Annotated in this window: 13 protein-coding genes and 1 pseudogene; 9 read left to right on the forward strand and 5 right to left on the reverse strand. The window is 72.4% G+C overall.

Features of this window, described 5'->3' with window-relative positions:
- Window positions 1-46: 46 nt before the first annotated feature.
- From PSEJ31_RS0101515 to PSEJ31_RS0101530, 4 genes are read right to left on the reverse strand one after another with little or no spacing between them, the layout of a single operon-like run.
- Window positions 47-517 carry a nucleoside deaminase gene (locus PSEJ31_RS0101515; RefSeq protein ID WP_028914438.1) on the reverse strand — a complete coding sequence of 157 codons (471 nt, stop codon included), beginning with the start codon at window positions 515-517 and terminating at the stop codon, window positions 47-49.
- A gap of 55 nt (window positions 518-572) precedes the next feature.
- Complete coding sequence (locus tag PSEJ31_RS0101520; protein ID WP_028914439.1) at window positions 573-1,661, reverse strand: HlyD family secretion protein; 1,089 nt, start codon at window positions 1,659-1,661, stop codon at window positions 573-575.
- Entirely contained in the window at window positions 1,658-3,322 is a 1,665-nt protein-coding gene (locus PSEJ31_RS0101525; RefSeq protein ID WP_028914440.1) for an MFS transporter, read from the reverse strand. The genes PSEJ31_RS0101520 and PSEJ31_RS0101525 overlap by 4 nt, the downstream gene beginning before the upstream one ends.
- Before the next feature lie 6 nt (window positions 3,323-3,328).
- Window positions 3,329-3,796, reverse strand: coding sequence for a MarR family transcriptional regulator (locus PSEJ31_RS0101530; RefSeq protein ID WP_026010341.1), 468 nt, complete (start codon window positions 3,794-3,796; stop codon window positions 3,329-3,331).
- A gap of 89 nt (window positions 3,797-3,885) precedes the next feature.
- On the opposite strand from PSEJ31_RS0101530, the gene ubiE reads away from it, so the two are divergent.
- From ubiE to PSEJ31_RS0101550, 4 genes are all read left to right on the forward strand, one after another.
- Window positions 3,886-4,647: a bifunctional demethylmenaquinone methyltransferase/2-methoxy-6-polyprenyl-1,4-benzoquinol methylase UbiE gene (gene ubiE, locus PSEJ31_RS0101535; protein ID WP_019397786.1), complete on the forward strand. Its 762-nt coding sequence runs from the start codon at window positions 3,886-3,888 to the stop codon at window positions 4,645-4,647.
- Window positions 4,648-4,764: 117 nt separating this feature from the next.
- Window positions 4,765-6,699, forward strand: coding sequence for a M1 family metallopeptidase (locus PSEJ31_RS0101540; RefSeq protein WP_028914441.1), 1,935 nt, complete (start codon window positions 4,765-4,767; stop codon window positions 6,697-6,699).
- 50 nt (window positions 6,700-6,749) lie between these two features.
- Window positions 6,750-7,490 (forward strand): hypothetical protein, encoded by a 741-nt coding sequence (locus tag PSEJ31_RS0101545; protein WP_019397788.1) that lies wholly within the window; start codon window positions 6,750-6,752, stop codon window positions 7,488-7,490.
- A 7-nt stretch (window positions 7,491-7,497) separates the two neighbouring features.
- A complete protein-coding gene (locus tag PSEJ31_RS0101550) occupies window positions 7,498-7,764 on the forward strand; it encodes a hypothetical protein (RefSeq protein WP_019397789.1) in 267 nt (88 codons plus the stop codon).
- A gap of 72 nt (window positions 7,765-7,836) precedes the next feature.
- Here PSEJ31_RS0101550 and PSEJ31_RS0101555 read toward each other — a convergent pair whose 3' ends face one another.
- A complete protein-coding gene (locus PSEJ31_RS0101555; RefSeq protein ID WP_028914442.1) occupies window positions 7,837-8,772 on the reverse strand; it encodes a carbohydrate kinase family protein in 936 nt (311 codons plus the stop codon).
- Between the two features lie 327 nt (window positions 8,773-9,099).
- Between PSEJ31_RS0101555 and PSEJ31_RS0101560 the strand changes: the two genes are divergently transcribed.
- The 5 genes and pseudogenes from PSEJ31_RS0101560 to rodA all read left to right on the forward strand — a co-directional run bounded on the left by PSEJ31_RS0101560 (window position 9,100) and on the right by rodA (window position 15,101).
- Entirely contained in the window at window positions 9,100-10,146 is a 1,047-nt protein-coding gene (locus PSEJ31_RS0101560; protein ID WP_013533965.1) for a rod shape-determining protein, read from the forward strand.
- 103 nt (window positions 10,147-10,249) lie between these two features.
- Complete coding sequence (gene mreC, locus PSEJ31_RS15500) at window positions 10,250-11,224, forward strand: rod shape-determining protein MreC (protein WP_084220774.1); 975 nt, start codon at window positions 10,250-10,252, stop codon at window positions 11,222-11,224.
- The gene (gene mreD, locus PSEJ31_RS0101570) at window positions 11,221-11,706 is read left to right on the forward strand and encodes a rod shape-determining protein MreD (RefSeq protein ID WP_019397792.1); all 486 of its coding nucleotides are present in this window, start codon (window positions 11,221-11,223) and stop codon (window positions 11,704-11,706) included. Before mreC ends, mreD begins: the two co-directional genes overlap by 4 nt.
- Before the next feature lie 9 nt (window positions 11,707-11,715).
- Window positions 11,716-13,578, forward strand: a pseudogene (gene mrdA, locus PSEJ31_RS15505) (penicillin-binding protein 2); the annotation flags it as partial.
- Between the two features lie 401 nt (window positions 13,579-13,979).
- Window positions 13,980-15,101 carry a rod shape-determining protein RodA gene (gene rodA, locus PSEJ31_RS0101580; RefSeq protein WP_019398170.1) on the forward strand — a complete coding sequence of 374 codons (1,122 nt, stop codon included), beginning with the start codon at window positions 13,980-13,982 and terminating at the stop codon, window positions 15,099-15,101.
- Window positions 15,102-15,133 lie beyond the last annotated feature (32 nt).

Consider the following 15,133-nt stretch of genomic DNA (forward strand, 5'->3'; position numbering starts at 1 on the left):
GCGCGTGCAGGCGGCGAGAACCTCCCGCGCGCCGCGGATCAGTCATTCAGTGTCCGTGGCCGCAGGCGTCGTCTTCGCCGATGTCCTCGTTCCACACGTGCGGGTTGGCGGCGATCCAGTCGCCAAGCATGCGGATGCACTCGGCGTCGTTGAGGTCGATGACCTCAACGCCCTGTTCGCGCAGCCACTCGTGCCCGCCCTGGAAGTTGACCGCCTCGCCCATCACCACCGTGCCGATGCCGAACTGCCTGACCAGGCCACTGCAGTACCAGCACGGCGAGAGCGTGGTCACCATGATGGTGTCGCGGTAGGAGCGCTGGCGCCCGGCCTTGCGGAAGGCATCGGTCTCGCCGTGCACGGAAGGATCGTTTTCCTGCACCCGGCGGTTGTGGCCACGGCCGAGCAGGGTGCCGTCGCGGCGGAACAGGGCCGCGCCGATCGGGATGCCGCCCTCGGCCAGGCCCTGGCGGGCTTCCTCGACGGCAATGACCAGCAGGCTGCGGTAATCGATGCTCACGGTCGCGGTCAGGTTGCGGAGGGGGGTGCCAGCGTACGCCGGACGGGCGTGGTTGTCAGGCGCCGGTATCCACCGCCACCACCACCGACATGCCCGGCGCCAGGCGCGACAGCAGCGGTTCCTGGCCCGGGTCGATGCCGATCCGCACCGGGATGCGCTGCGGGATCTTCACGAAGTTGCCGGTGGCGTTGTCCGGCGGCAGCACCGAGAACTGCGCGCCGGTGGCCGGGGCGATGCGCTCCACGTGGCCGGACAGGGCCAGGCCACCAAGCGCGTCGACGGTGAAGCGCACCGGCTGCCCGGACTGCACCCGCGCCATCTGCGTCTCCTTGAAATTGGCCACCACCCACAGCTCGTCCGGCACCAGTGCCATCAGCGTCGTCGCAGTGGCCACGTATGCGCCCTCGCGCACGCCTACCTGGCCCAGGCGGCCGTCGCGCGGTGCGAGGATGCGGGTGTTGTCGAGGTTGATCCGGGCCAGTTCCACCGCCGCCTCGGCGGCGGCCACCCGCGCTTCCAGGCCCCGGCGCCCGGTCTCGATGCCGCGCTCGTTCTCGCGCGCGGCCTGCAGCGCGGCGCGGGCCTGGACGAGGTCGGCACGGGCCTGGCGGTCGCTGGCCAGCGCGGCCTCGCGGTCCTGTTCGGAAACCAGGCGTTGCGCGGCCAGTTCGTTGGCCCGGCGCAGCACCGCATCGGCATGCTCGCGCTGGGCCTGCTGCGCCTGGATGCGGGCGGCGACCTGGGCACTGGCGGCAGCCGCGCCGCGGCGCTGCTGGTCCCAGGCGGCCAGCTCGGCGCGGGCGGCCAGCAGCTGGGCCCGGGCCTGCTGCAGCTGCTGGGCGTAGATGCGGTCGTCGATCCGCGCCAGCAGCTGGCCGCGGCGGACCTGCTGGAAGTCCTGCACCGCCACCTCGACCACGTAGCCTTCCACCTGCGGTGCGACCAGGGTGACCTGGCCCTGCACCTGGGCGTCCTCGGTGCGTTCGATGGCGCCGTGGAACGGCGGGACCTGCCAGGCGTAGAGCACCAGTCCGATCCCCGCCAGCGCGAGCGCGGCGATGCCCAGTGTGGCCAAGAGCCGGCGCCGGGGCGCGGCGGGCTGCGGCGTGGAGGCGGTGGGGGAGGCGGTGGCGGGGGCGTTCATGGGCGTGCGGGGGAAGCGGGCGCGGGCGACGCGCCGGGTGCGGTGGGTTGCGGCGCGGCCTTGCGCCGGCGCAGGTACAGGTCGGCCAGCAGCCAGGCCAGGGTGGCCAGCGACAGCCAGCCGACCAGCAGGAACAGGTCGTTGTAGGCCAGCACCGTGGCTTCGCGCCCGGTGGCCTGGCCGAGCATGCGCAGCGCCTGCAGCTGGCGCTGCGCCGCATCGGGCACGTCGTGCAGGTGCAGCGCGGCGTAGCCGTGCAGGCGCGCGGCCACCTGCGGGTCGGGCAGCTCCAGGCCCTCGCCCAGGCGCGCGGCGTGCAGCCGGGTGCGCACGGTGAGGAAGCTGCCGAGCACCGCGCTGCCGAGCAGGCTGCCCAGGCCCTGGGCCATGCCGAACAGGACGATGAAGCTGATGAAGTTGCGCGGCTGGGCCAGCACCTTGCCGATGCCGCTGAGCATGGCCGGGGCGATGAAGACGGTGCTGCCGCAGCCGATCAGGAACTGGCTGAGGTACATCTGTGCCGGCCGGGTCTGGCTGGTGGCGTGCGCGTCGATGAACGCGCCGGTGGCGATCAGCAGCACCGCCGCGATCAGCTGCTGCGGGAAGTTCGGCGGCGCCAGGGTCAGGGCACTGGCCGCGATCCCGCACAGGCAGCCGGCCACCACCATCGCCGACATCACCTGCAGCTGGGCGTTGTCCAGGCCCAGCTGCTGGAACATCGGCACCGCGCCGAAGCTGTGCTCGGACAGGCAGACGCGGATCAGCAGGATCGACAGGGTCAGCCGCAGCAGGTCGCCGCTGGCCAGCCAGCGCAGGTTGAGCATGGGATTGCGGCGGTTGTGCTCGATCACCGCGGCCACCGCCAGCAGGGCCAGCGAGGCGGCCAGCACCAGGCCCAGCCAGGGGGTGTCGGTCCACCACAGCACCGGGCCGAAGGCCAGGACCACGGCCAGGCCCGCGGCGCCGGGGATGAAGCTCAGCAGGGTGGCCAGGTCCAGCCGCTCGAACACCTTGTAGCGGTCGCCGGGCGGCAGCTTCACCGCCAGCACCCCGGCCAGCGCCACCATCGCCAGGCCCAGTTCGAACACGTGCAGGCCGCGCCATTCGCCCAGCTGCAGCAGCTCGGTGGAGAACATCCGCGCCAGCGGGATCGGCAGCTGGGTCAGGCCCAGGGCGATGGCCAGGGCCTTGCGGCGGTGCTCGGGCGGGAAGGCCTGGATCATGTAGTACACGCCCAGCGAGTTGAGCGCGGTGGCGCACAGGCCATGCGCGGCACGCACCGCCACCGCCGAGCCGAGGTCGTTGGCGAACAGGTGGGCCAGGGCGATGGCCGCGTACAGCGCCAGGCAGATCTCGGTGAACAGGCGCAGGCCGTACTGCTGGCGGAACTTCACCAGCACCAGGTTGGCCGACATGCTGGTCATGAAGAACGCCGCCGGCAGCCACTGCATTTCCCAGGCATAGGCGCCGAAGTTGCCCTGCAGGTAGGGCAGGTTGGCGCTGACCAGGGCGTTGCCGAGGCCGCCGGCCAGCGCCACCAGCACGCCCACGCCGGCGAACTGCAGCCGGCGCAGGGTGGGATGGTGGGGCGTGGACGGCGAGCCGGGGAAGGTCGGGCGTTCGTGCGGGAGCCACTGCCGCGGGATGTAGCGCGGGTCCATCGGGGTTCAGCCGTTGCCGTCCCCGGGCGCGGCGCCAAGGCTGCGGCACAGCCGCCGCAGGTAGTCGTGGAACTGCGCGGTCTCGTCCGGGCCGAAGTCCTGCATGGCCTGCTCGCGCGCCTGGCCGAGCACGCGCAGGATCCGGCGCAGGGCCGGGCGCGCCTTCGGCGCCAGGTGCACGCGCTTGCTGCGGCGGTCGTCCGGATCGGGCCGCCGCTCGACCATGCCGCGCGCCTCCAGCCGGTCCAGGTGGGCGACCAGCGACATCGGCTCGATCGACAGCGCCGCAGCCAGCTCGGTCTGGCGCACCGGGCCGAGCTTGTCGGCCACCACCAGGGTGCGGGCCTCGCCGGGGGTCATGTCCAGGTCGGCCGCGGCCAGGGCGGCCTCGAAGCGCTGGCGCAGCAGGCGGGCGGCGGTGACCAGCAGGAAGCCGAAGCTGTCGTCGCCGCGGGAGGGGGAGTGGGTTTCCATGGGAGCCATATTGTAAGCTTGGCTTATGAACTGGCCGGAACCGCGCGCCCGGCGGGCGGCCTCCACGCCCGTGGTGCCATAATTGCCGCATGAGCGAATCCCCCTACGAACGCGGCACCACCCACTTCGGCTTCCGGGACGTCCCGGCCACGGAGAAGCAGAAGCTGGTGGGCCAGGTCTTCACCTCGGTCGCGCGCAAGTACGACCTGATGAACGACCTGATGAGCCTGGGCATCCACCGCGCGTGGAAGCGCTACTTCACCGCCACCTGCCAGGTGAAGCCGGGCGACCGGGTGCTGGACCTGGCCGGCGGCACCGGCGACATCGCCGCGCTGCTCAAGCCGCGCGTGGGCGCCACCGGGCAGATCGTGCTGGGCGACATCAACGCCGGCATGCTCTCGGTCGGCCGCGACCGCCTCACCGACCGCGGCCTGGTCTCGGGCCTGGAGTACGTGCAGTGCAACGCCGAGAAGCTGCCATTCCCGGATGGCAGCTTCGACCTGGTGACCATGGCCTTCGGCCTGCGCAACGTCACCGACAAGGACGCGGCCCTGCGCGAGATCGCGCGCGTGCTGCGCGTGGGTGGCCAGGCGCGGGTGCTGGAGTTCTCCGAGGTGAAGGCCGAGTGGTTCCGGCCGATCTACGACTTCCACTCGTTCAAGGTGCTGCCGAGGCTGGGCCAGCTGTTCGCCGGCGATGCCGCCAGCTACCAGTACCTGGCCGAGAGCATCCGCAAGCATCCGCCGCAGGAGCAGCTGAAGGCGATGATGGAAGAGGCCGGGCTGTCGCGCTGCGGCTACGTGAACCTCAGCGCCGGCATCGTCGCGGTGCATACCGGCTACAAGGTCTGAGCGCGCGGGCCGCCAGGCGGCCCGGATTGTCCTTCCGGCTTGCCCGGCCTGCGCGTCGGCGGGTGGCCGGGGCGCGGGCGCGCGGTACACTCGCTGTTTTCCGCTTGACCCTCGAACATGCGCTTTCCAGCCCTGCTGCTCACCCTTGCCATGACCGCCGCCGCCAGCGGCTGCTCCGGCGAACAGGCCGGTCCGGCCGATCCCGCCAATCCCCAGGCCCGCCCGGCCCAGGCCGCCCAGGCCTCGGCCCGCCGCCACGACGAAAGCTCCTGGTCCGAGCCGGACAAGGTGCGCATCGCCGACCTGGCGCTGGACCTGAAGCTGGACTTCGACGCCCGCCAGCTGTCGGGCACCGCCACCTACGCCCTGCAGTGGGCCGATCCGAAGGCCACCCAGCTGGTGCTGGACACCCGCGACCTGGCCATCGACAAGGTCGAGGGCGAGGTCGACGGCGCCTGGACCCCGCTGCAGTTCGAGCTGGCCGAGGCCGACCCGGTGTTCGGCAGCAAGCTGACCATCCAGGCGCCGCAGCGCAACGCCAGGATCCGCGTCACCTACGCCACCTCGCCGCAGGCTTCCGGCCTGCAGTGGCTGGAGCCGTCGATGACCGAGGGCGGCAAGCTGCCCTTCATGTTCAGCCAGTCGCAGGCGATCCATGCCCGCAGCTGGGTGCCGCTGCAGGACACCCCGGGCGTGCGCTTCACCTATAGCGCGCACGTCACCACCCGCCCGGACGTGATGGTGCTGATGAGCGCCGACAACGACCCGGCGGCGGTGCGCGACGGCGACTACAGCTTCACCATGCCGCAGCCGATCCCGTCCTACCTGCTGGCGATCGCCGCCGGCGACCTGGTGTTCAAGCCGATCTCCGCGCGCAGCGGCGTGTGGGCCGAGCCGTCCATGGTCGACCGCGCGGTGAAGGAGTTCGAGGACACCGAGCAGATGATCGTCGCCACCGAGGGCCTGTACGGCGCCTACCGGTGGGAGCGCTACGACATGCTGGTGCTGCCGCCGTCGTTCCCGTTCGGCGGCATGGAGAACCCGCGCCTGAGCTTCATCACCCCGACCGTGATCGTCGGCGACAAGTCGCTGGTCTCGCTGATCGCCCACGAGCTGGCGCACAGCTGGTCCGGCAACCTGGTCACCAACGCCAGCTGGAAGGACATCTGGCTCAACGAGGGCTTCACCACCTACGTCCAGGGCCGCATCGTCGAGGCGCTGTACGGCGAGGAGCTGGCCGAGATGGAGCGCCAGATCGACCAGGCCGGGGTCAAGGCCGACATGGAGCACATGGCCGCCCAGGACCAGCTGCTGGTGCTGCCGCCGCTGGCCGCACGCGACCCGGACGAGGCGCTGAGCGAGGTGGCCTACACCAAGGGCGCCTGGTTCCTGCAGTTCCTGGAGCAGCGGGTGGGCCGCGCGAAGTTCGACCCCTTCCTGCGCGGCTGGTTCGACGATCACGCCTTCCAGAGCGCCGACAGCGAGCAGTTCGTCGCCTACCTGCGCGAGAAGCTGCTGAAGGACAACCCGATGGCGGTGACCGAGGAAGAGCTGGACGCCTGGCTCAACCAGCCCGGCATCCCCGCGTTCGCCACCCCGGCGCAGGCGCGCACCTTCGCCAGCGTGGACAGCGCGCGCATCGCCTGGCTCGGCAGCGGCGAGCTGCCCAGCCCGCAGGTGACCGCCGACTGGGGCACCCAGGCCTGGGTGCGCTTCCTGGAAGGCATGGGCCAGAGCCTCGAGCCCGCGCGGCTGGCGCAGCTGGACAAGGCCTACCGCTTCACCGGCACCCCGAACGGCGAGATCGCCATGCGCTGGTATCCGCTGGCCCTGCGCAGCGGCTACCTCGAGGCGCGCCCGGCGGCCGGCGAGTTCATCCAGCGGGTCGGCCGGCGCAAGCTGATCCTGCCGGTGTACCTGGAGCTGGTGAAGACGCCGGACGGCCTGGCCTTCGCCCGCGAGGTGTTCGAGCGCGCCAGGCCCGGCTACCACCCGATCACCACCGCCTCGGTGGAGGCGATCCTGGCCCGCGCCGAAGGCGCGAAGCAGTAAGACCCCGGGCGCGCCGGCCCACCCGGCGCGCCCGCCCGAGGAAGCAAGACATGCAGCCGATCCGTCCGCGACTGTCCCTGGCCCTGCTGCTGGCCGCCACCCTGGCCGGCGCCAGCGCCTGCACCGACCGCGAGGCCCAGCGCCAGGCGCAGCTGGCCGCCGAGGCCGAGGCCCGGGCCCGTGCCGCGGCGGAACTGCAGCGCCAGTACGAGGCGGCGGTGGCCGACCGCAACTGGGAACTGGCGCGGGTCCACGGCGTGGCCCTGCTGGACCAGTACCCGGACAGCGAGGCCGCCGCGGCCATCGGCCCCGGGCTGGAGGAGGTCAAGGCGCGCGCCGAGGAGGCGCGCGAGCAGCGCCGCCTGGCCAGCCTGTGGAACTACGCCCGGGTGCCGGCCGGCAGGGGCGAACAGCGCACCGCGGCGATCCTCAGCCAGGAGCCGGTGGACACCGGCGGCAGCCGGCCGGCCGCGGTGCAGCTGGTGATCCGCGACCATCCCGAGTGGAAGCGCAGCGCCTACCTGGTGCTGGAGGGCGGCGACTTCGACTGCTACGGCGGCTGCAAGGTCCAGGTGAAGTTCGACGATGCCGCGGCGCGGCCGATGTCGGCTTGGCGCCCGAAAACCGACGAGGCCATCGCCATGTTCATCGAGGACTACCGCGGGCTGTGGAAGCGCATGCGCCAGGCGCGGCGGCTGGAGATCAGCTTCCCGGTGAAGGCCGGCGGCAGCCGCACCGCGGTGTTCGAGACCGGCGGCCTGGACGGCAGCCAGATGCCGGGCTGGGACTGACGCCGCCATGCCGAACCTGGACTACGTGGTCGTGGCGGTGGTCAGCGTGCTGGCCATCGCCCTGCACGTGGTCCTGTTCGTGCTGGTGCGGCGCTGGATGGACCGCGACCTGGCGCTGTCGCTGGCCGGCGAGGACCCGGCGCGGCGGCAGTGGATGCTGGAGCAGCTGGCCCTGGCCCGCCGCCAGGGCGTGCGCCGGCGCGATCTGCCGGCCTGGCTGGAGCAGGCGGCCAGGGCGGCGCCCGCGGCGGCAAGCCCGCCGGCGGAAGGCTGAAAGCGAAGGCGCGGGCTGGCCTGGCCCGCGGCGACGGCGGTGCCGGGCGCCTGCCCGGCGGCGCGGGCCGCCTTACTCGAGGCTGTAGCCGAACTGCTGGCGGAAGTGCTCGTTGAACTCGGCGAAGTCGAAGCGCTGGTTCTGGGTGCCGGGGTGCTCGACCTTGAGCGCCCCCATCAGGTTGCCCATGCGGCCGATGGTCAGCCAGTCGTAGCCCTTCTCGATGCCGAAGATCAGGCCGGCGCGGAAGGCGTCGCCGCAGCCGGTCGGATCGACCACCCGGCGCTCGTGCGCCGGCGGCACCTCGTAGGTCTTCTCCGGGGTATGCACCAGGGCGCCACGCGGGCCCTGGGTGGTGATGTAGGCCTTCACCCGCGAGACGATCTCGCGGTCGGTCCAGCCGGTGCGCTCCTGCAGCAGGTTGGACTCGTAGTCGTTGACCACCACGTAGTCGGCCAGCTCGATGAACTGGCGCAGCTCCTGGCCGTTGAACAGCGGCATGGCCTGGCCCGGGTCGAAGATGAACGGCACGCCCATCTCGTGGAACTCGGCGGCGTTCTGCAACATGCCCTCGCGGCCGTCCGGGCCGACCAGGCCCAGGGTGATCCCCGGCACGTCCTTCACGTGGTTCTCGTGCGAACGCATCATCGCGCCCGGGTGGAAGGCGGTGATCTGGTTGTTGTCGTGGTCGGTGGTGATGAAGGCCTGCGGGGTGAACAGCTCCTCGATCACCTTGACCTGCGACAGGTCGATGCCAAGGGACTCGAAATGCTCACGATAAGGGCCGAAATCGCCGCCAACGGTGCCCATCGGCACCGGCTTGCCGCCGAGCAGGTGGAGGTTGTAGGCGATGTTGCCGGCGCAGCCACCGAACTCCCGGCGCATGCGCGGGACCAGGAAGGAGACGTTCAGGATGTGCACCTTGTCCGGCAGGATGTGGTTCTTGAACTGGTCCGGGAACACCATGATGGTGTCGTAGGCGAGGGAACCACAGATCAGGGTGGACATCGGCTTGGTACTCGGGCGCGCGCGGCGCGCGTGACAGGGGCTGCGGCCTTGCGCCGCGGCGCAAAGGTTACCGGCTGCGCCCCCGCGCGGCCAGCCCGGGCCTCGGGGCGGGCGCCGCCGGCGGCGCCCCGGATGCGTCCAAACCCGCGGATTACCGCGGAATTCCTTGCCCGCGACCGGCCCCGTTGCTAGGCTAGCCGGCCTGTTTTCGCTGTCCAATTTTTCGCCATCGGCGCGCCTCGCGCGCCGACCGCCGCAAGCGCCGGCGTCCAGCCGGTTCCGTCACGCCCGCCTCCTCCAGACCGGAAACCCCAGGACCGCCCCTCGATGTTCAAGAAGCTCCGCGGCATGTTCTCCAACGACCTGTCCATCGACCTGGGCACGGCCAATACCCTGATCTACGTCCGCGGGCAGGGCATCGTGCTGAACGAGCCTTCGGTGGTGGCCGTGCGCCAGGACCGCGCGATCGGCGGCACCCGCTCGGTCGCGGCGGTGGGCGCGGAGGCCAAGCAGATGCTGGGCCGCACCCCGGGCAACATCACCACCATCCGGCCGATGAAGGATGGCGTGATCGCCGACTTCACCTACACCGAGGCCATGCTCAAGCACTTCATCAAGAAGGTGCACAAGGCCCGGGTCCTGCGTCCGAGCCCGCGCGTGCTGGTGTGCGTGCCGGCCGGCTCCACCCAGGTCGAGCGCCGCGCGATCAAGGAATCGGCCGAGGAGGCCGGCGCCCGCGACGTCTACCTGATCGAGGAGCCGATGGCCGCGGCGATCGGCGCCGGCATGCCGGTGTCCGAGGCGCGCGGCTCGATGGTCATCGACATCGGCGGCGGTACCACCGAGGTCGCCGTGATCTCGCTCAACGGCATCGTGTATTCGGCTTCGGTGCGCATCGGCGGCGACCGCTTCGACGAGGCGATCACCAACTACGTGCGCCGCAACCACGGCATGCTGATCGGCGAGGTGACCGCCGAGCGGATCAAGATGGAGCTGGGTTGCGCCTATCCGCAGGCCGAGGCCAAGGAGATGGAGATCACCGGCCGCAACCTCGCCGAGGGCGTGCCGAAGATGATCAAGATCAACTCCAACGAGGTGCTGGAGGCGCTGCACGAGCCGCTGTCGGGCATCGTCTCGGCGGTCAAGCTGGCGCTGGAGCAGACCCCGCCGGAGCTGGGCGCGGACGTGGCCGAGCGCGGCATCGTGCTGACCGGCGGCGGCGCCCTGCTGGCCGACCTGGACAAGCTGATCTCCGAGGAGACCGGCCTGCACGTGCAGGTCGCCGACGACCCGCTGACCTGCGTGGCCCGCGGTGGCGGCCGCGCGCTGGAGCTGGTCGACATGCACGGCAACGAGTTCTTCGCGCCGGACTGACCCGCGCCCTCCGCGCCGCCCCGCGCCGGGGCGGCGTTCGCCAGCGGCGGACGCTGCCGCCATACTCCCATCTCCGCCGCGCTGCCCCGACTGATCACCGTCCGTGTCGTCCTACGTCGGTTCCCCACACGCTGCGCGCCCCGGTGAATCCGGTCCCCTGCGGCTGCTGGCCTACCTCGCCCTGGCCGTGACCCTGCTGGTGCTGGACCACCGCGGCGGCTGGCTGTCGTGGGTGCGCACCCAGGCCACGGTGCTGGTGCAGCCGCTGCGCAGCATCGCCGGCCTGCCGGGGACGGTCCGCGGCGCGCTGCGCGACGGCCTGGCCTCGCACGCCAGCCTGGTCGAGGAGAACCGGCGCCTGCGCAACGAGCTGCTGGTGGCCAATGCGCGCCTGACCCGGCTGCGCAACGCCGCGGTCGACAACGCCCAGCTGCGCGAACTGCTGGGCGTGGTCGAGCGGCGCGGCCTGGACGTGCAGCTGGTGCCGATCCTGGACATCGACCTGGAGCCCTCGCGCCAGCGCCTGGTGCTGCGTGCCGGCAGCCGCCAGGGCGTGCAGCGCGGGCAGGCGGTGATCGACGCCGGCGGCCTGCTCGGCCAGGTGATCGAGACCACCCCGACCCAGTCCACCGTGCTGCTGCTGACCGACCCGGACCACGCGGTGCCGGTGATGGTGGCGCGCAACGGCGTGCGCCTGATCGTGTACGGCCGCGGCGACCGCCTGGAGCTGCGCGACATCCCGCTCAACCAGGACGTGCAGGTTGGCGACCAGCTGGTCACCTCCGGCCTGGGCGGGCGCTTCCCGCCGGGTTTCCCGGTGGCCACCATCACCGCCCTGCACCCGGACGACAGCCAGGCCTTCCTGGTCGGCGAGCTGAGGCCGGCCGCGCAGCTGGACCGCGGCCGCGACGTCCTGCTCCTGCGCCCCGGCGCCGCCCCCGACCTGCCGCTCCCTCCCGTCCCCGGCGAGCCCGGCGAGGCCGAGGATCCGGCCGCGCAAGGGGAGCCGGCCGCCGGCTCTTCCGAATCACCAATCCCCAATAACGAATCACAGCCTCCGCAGGAGGCGACCGGATGAGCGCCCGCGACCGCCTCGGTGGCTGGCTGCTGCCGCTGAGCCTGCTGCTGGCGCTGCTGCTGGGCCTGCTGCCGCTGCACGCGCAGCTGCAGCCGCTGCGGCCGTACTGGCTGGCCCTGGTGCTGGCCTACTGGGTGATCGAGACGCCCTCGCGCGCCGGCCTGGGCCTGGCCTTCGCCTGCGGCCTGGTCGCCGACCTGGCCTACGGCAGCCTGCTCGGCGAGCAGGCCCTGCGGCTGGTGATCATGGCCTTCATCCTGCAGCGCTTCCGCGCCCGGCTGCGTTTCTTCCCGCTGTCGCAGCAGGCGCTGGCGATCGGCGCGCTGCTGCTCAACGACCGCATCGTCGACGCGGCGGTGAACCTGGCCCTGGGGCAGCCGCTGCTGCCATGGGAATACTGGTGGGCGCCGCTGCTGGGCCTGGCGCTGTGGCCGCCGCTGTTCCTGCTGCTGGACGCCCTGCGCCTGGGCCGCCGGGACTGAGGCCATCGCATGGGCAGCCGCCGCGCGAGCAAGAATCCGCACGCCGAGGCCGAGCAGTTCCGGCGCCGCGCCGCGCTCGGCTTCCTCGCCGTGGCGCTGGCCCTGGGCGGGCTGGCGGCCTGGTATTTCCGCCTGCAGGTGCTGCAGCACGACGACTACGCCACCCGCTCGGAGGCCAACCGCATCCGCCCGCGGCCGGTGGTGCCCGCGCGCGGCATGATCTACGACCGCCAGGGCCGGCTGCTGGCCGAGAACGTGCCCGCCTTCCGCCTGGACGTGGTCCCGGACAAGGCCGGCGACACCGAGAAGCTGCTGGCCGAGCTCGGCCGGCTGATCCGGCTGGACGAGGACGACATCGAGCGCTTCCGCCGCGAGCGCAAGGCCGGGCGCGGCTTCCGGCCGATCACCCTGAAGCTGCGCCTCACCGACGAGGAGATGGCCGCGTTCGCGGTCAACCGCTGGCGCTTCCCGGGTGTGGAGATGGAGCCGTACCTGACCCGGCACTACCCCTACGGCGAGCTGTTCGCGCACGTGATCGGCTACGTCGGCCGGATCGACGAGAAGGACCTGGAGACGCTGGGCGAGGGTGGCAGCGCGCTGACCCACATCGGCAAGACCGGGATCGAGCGCGCCTACGAGGACGTGCTGCGCGGCAAGGTCGGCTACGAGCAGATCGAGACCAACGTCCAGGGCCGCGCCCTGCGCACCGTGGGCCGGGTGCCGGCGCGTCCGGGCGCGGACCTGCGCCTGTCGATCGACGCCGAGCTGCAGCGCGCCACCGTGGCCGCGTTCGGCGACCTGGAGGGCACGGCGGTGGCGATGGATCCGCGCACCGGCGAGATCCTGGCGCTGGTGAGCCTGCCGTCGTACGACCCCAACCTGTTTGTCAACGGCATCTCCCACGCCGACTACCGCGCGCTGATGGACAACCCCTCGCGCCCGCAGTTCAACCGCGCGGTGCTCGGCGGCGTGGCCCCCGGGTCGACGCTCAAGCCGTTCCTGGCCCTGGCCGGCCTGGACAGCGGCGTGCGCCGGCCCGAGGACCGCACGCTTTCGACCGGCATGTTCTACCTGCCCGGCACCAGCCGTGGCTGGGGCGATTCGCACCGCGGCGGCCATGGCTGGACCGATGCGCGCAAGTCGATCGCCGATTCGGTCAACACGTACTACTACCAGCTGGCGCTGGACATGGGCATCGAGCGGATCGAGCGCTTCCTGGTGCACTACGGCTTCGGCCAGCCCTCGGGCATCGACCTGGTCGGCGAGAGCTCGGGCATCCTGCCCACCCCGGCGTGGAAGATGAAGCAGCGCAAGGAGCGCTGGTATCCCGGCGACACCGTGAACATCTCCATCGGCCAGGGCGACTGGAAGGTCACCCCGCTGCAGATGGTGCGCGCCACCGGTGCCCTGGCCGACGAGGGCCGGCTACGCCGTCCGCGCCTGGTGGAGGCGCGCCGCGACCGCTTCGACGCGCCGTGGGCGCCGCTGCCCGGCGGCGAGCCGGAGCGGATCAGCGAGCGCCCGGACAACCTCCGGGTGGTGCGCGAGGGCATGGAGATGACCGTGCACGGCCCCGGCGGCACCGCGCGCGCGATCGGCGTCGGTGCGCCGTACCGGATCGCCGGCAAGACTGGCACCGCGCAGGTGGTCAGCCGCCGCGGCACCAGCGCGGTCGACCCGCGCAGCCTGCCCATGCACCTGCGCCACCGCGCGCTGTTCATCGGCTTCGCCCCGGCCGAGGACCCGCAGATCGCGGTGGCGGTGGCGGTGGAGGGCGGCGGCTACGGCGGCAGCACCGCCGCGCCGATCGCGCGCAAGATCTTCGACGCCTGGCTGCTGGGCAAGCTGCCGGACGGGCTGGAACCGCTGGACGGCGCCCCGCAGCCTGCCTCCTGCAGCGAGGGCGGCGCCGGGTGCGCGCCGCTGGACGCGGCGGGGCAGCCCGGGGAGGGCACGCCATCCGCCGGCGCGGGCGGGGATGCCGCCGCGGTGCCGGCCGCGCCGGTGGCGTCGCGGCGCACCCCGGCCCTGGCCAGCGACCGCAATCCCGCCGGCAACAGCTTCGGCAGCTGGATCCGGCGCCAGCCGCACCTGCTGCGCCAGGCCACGCCCGCGGCCGGCGGCGGCAGCGGCGATGGCAGGCGCGGCGACAACGGCACCGACAACGGCACCGGCACGCAGGTGTCGCCTGCCCCGCCTGCCGGGCCCGGCGGGGACGCGCCCGCCGCCCCGGCGTCCCCCGGACCCGCGCCCGACCAGGAGGGAGGCGACCCATGAGGGATTTCCTGCGCTGGCTGCTGGACCTGGCCGGGCGCTTCGTGCGCACCCTGGACTGGCCGCTGTGCCTGGCCCTGGCCGGGCTGATGGCGTTCGGCCTGGCGGTGCTGTACAGCGCCGGCGGCCCCTCCGGCGGCGCCGCGCTGGTCAAGGCCCAGGGCGCGCGCTTCGCCCTGGGCGTGCTGGCGATGTGGGCGCTGTCGCGGGTCTCGGTGATCCGCCTGCGTGCCTGGTCGCCGATCGTGTACGCGCTGTCGCTGCTGCCGCTGCTGGCGGTGCTGCTGGTGGGCACCGGCAAGCACGGCCGGCACTGGCTCAACCTCGGCGTGTTCTACCTGCAGCCCTCGGAGCTGCTGAAGATCGCCCTGCCGATGATGGTCGCCTGGTACCTGCACTCGCGGCCCCTGCCGCCGCGGGTACCGACGGTGCTGGCCACCGGCGTGCTGATCGCGGTGCCGACCGGGCTGATCCTGCTGCAGCCGGACTTCGGCACGGCGATGCTGATCGCCAGCAGCGGCGTGTTCGCCCTGCTGCTGGCCGGCCTGCCGTGGTGGTGGGTCGGGGTCGGCATCGGCGGCGTGGCCGCGGTGGCGCCGGTGGCCTGGTTCTGGCTGCTGCGGCCGTACCAGAAGGACCGGATCCTGACCTTCCTCGATCCGGAGCGCGATCCGCTGGGAGCCGGCTGGAACATCATCCAGTCCAAGATCGCGATCGGTTCCGGCGGCCTCACCGGCAAGGGCTGGGGCGAGGGCAGCCAGTCGCACCTGAACTTCATCCCCGAGCAGACCACCGACTTCGCCTTCGCCGTGCTCAGCGAGGAGTTCGGCTGGATCGGCGTGGCCACCATGCTGGCCCTGTACCTGTTCGTGATCGGGCGCTGCCTGTGGATCGCGGCGCAGGCGCGCGACGGCTACTCGCGGCTGCTGGCCGGCTCGCTGGGCCTGGCCTTCTTCGTCTACGTGCTGGTCAACGGCGGCATGGTCTCCGGCCTGCTGCCGGTGGTCGGCGTGCCGATGCCGCTGCTGAGCTATGGCGGCACCTCGGCGGTGTCGCTGCTGGCCGGGCTGGGGCTGGTGATGGCGGTGCGCAGCCACCGTCCGGTCCATGCCTGGCACTGAAGCGGGAAATCCCAATGCCTGCGCGGCCTTGC

The sequence above is a fragment of the Pseudoxanthomonas sp. J31 genome (genome assembly GCF_000510725.1).
In the GTDB taxonomy this organism is placed as follows: domain Bacteria; phylum Pseudomonadota; class Gammaproteobacteria; order Xanthomonadales; family Xanthomonadaceae; genus Pseudoxanthomonas.

What these genes read in the sequence shown, in the direction of transcription:
- rodA (WP_019398170.1), top strand. Translation starts at nt 13,980, where the DNA reads ATGAGGGATTTCCTGCGCTGGCTGCTGGACCTGGCCGGGCGCTTCGTG.
- ubiE (WP_019397786.1), top strand. Translation starts at nt 3,886, where the DNA reads ATGAGCGAATCCCCCTACGAACGCGGCACCACCCACTTCGGCTTCCGG.
- mreD (WP_019397792.1), top strand. Translation starts at nt 11,221, where the DNA reads ATGAGCGCCCGCGACCGCCTCGGTGGCTGGCTGCTGCCGCTGAGCCTG.
- PSEJ31_RS0101545 (WP_019397788.1), top strand. Translation starts at nt 6,750, where the DNA reads ATGCAGCCGATCCGTCCGCGACTGTCCCTGGCCCTGCTGCTGGCCGCC.
- PSEJ31_RS0101550 (WP_019397789.1), top strand. Translation starts at nt 7,498, where the DNA reads ATGCCGAACCTGGACTACGTGGTCGTGGCGGTGGTCAGCGTGCTGGCC.
- PSEJ31_RS0101525 (WP_028914440.1), bottom strand. Translation starts at nt 3,322, where the DNA reads ATGGACCCGCGCTACATCCCGCGGCAGTGGCTCCCGCACGAACGCCCG.
- PSEJ31_RS0101555 (WP_028914442.1), bottom strand. Translation starts at nt 8,772, where the DNA reads ATGTCCACCCTGATCTGTGGTTCCCTCGCCTACGACACCATCATGGTG.
- PSEJ31_RS0101540 (WP_028914441.1), top strand. Translation starts at nt 4,765, where the DNA reads ATGCGCTTTCCAGCCCTGCTGCTCACCCTTGCCATGACCGCCGCCGCC.
- PSEJ31_RS0101560 (WP_013533965.1), top strand. Translation starts at nt 9,100, where the DNA reads ATGTTCAAGAAGCTCCGCGGCATGTTCTCCAACGACCTGTCCATCGAC.
- PSEJ31_RS0101530 (WP_026010341.1), bottom strand. Translation starts at nt 3,796, where the DNA reads ATGGAAACCCACTCCCCCTCCCGCGGCGACGACAGCTTCGGCTTCCTG.
- PSEJ31_RS0101520 (WP_028914439.1), bottom strand. Translation starts at nt 1,661, where the DNA reads ATGAACGCCCCCGCCACCGCCTCCCCCACCGCCTCCACGCCGCAGCCC.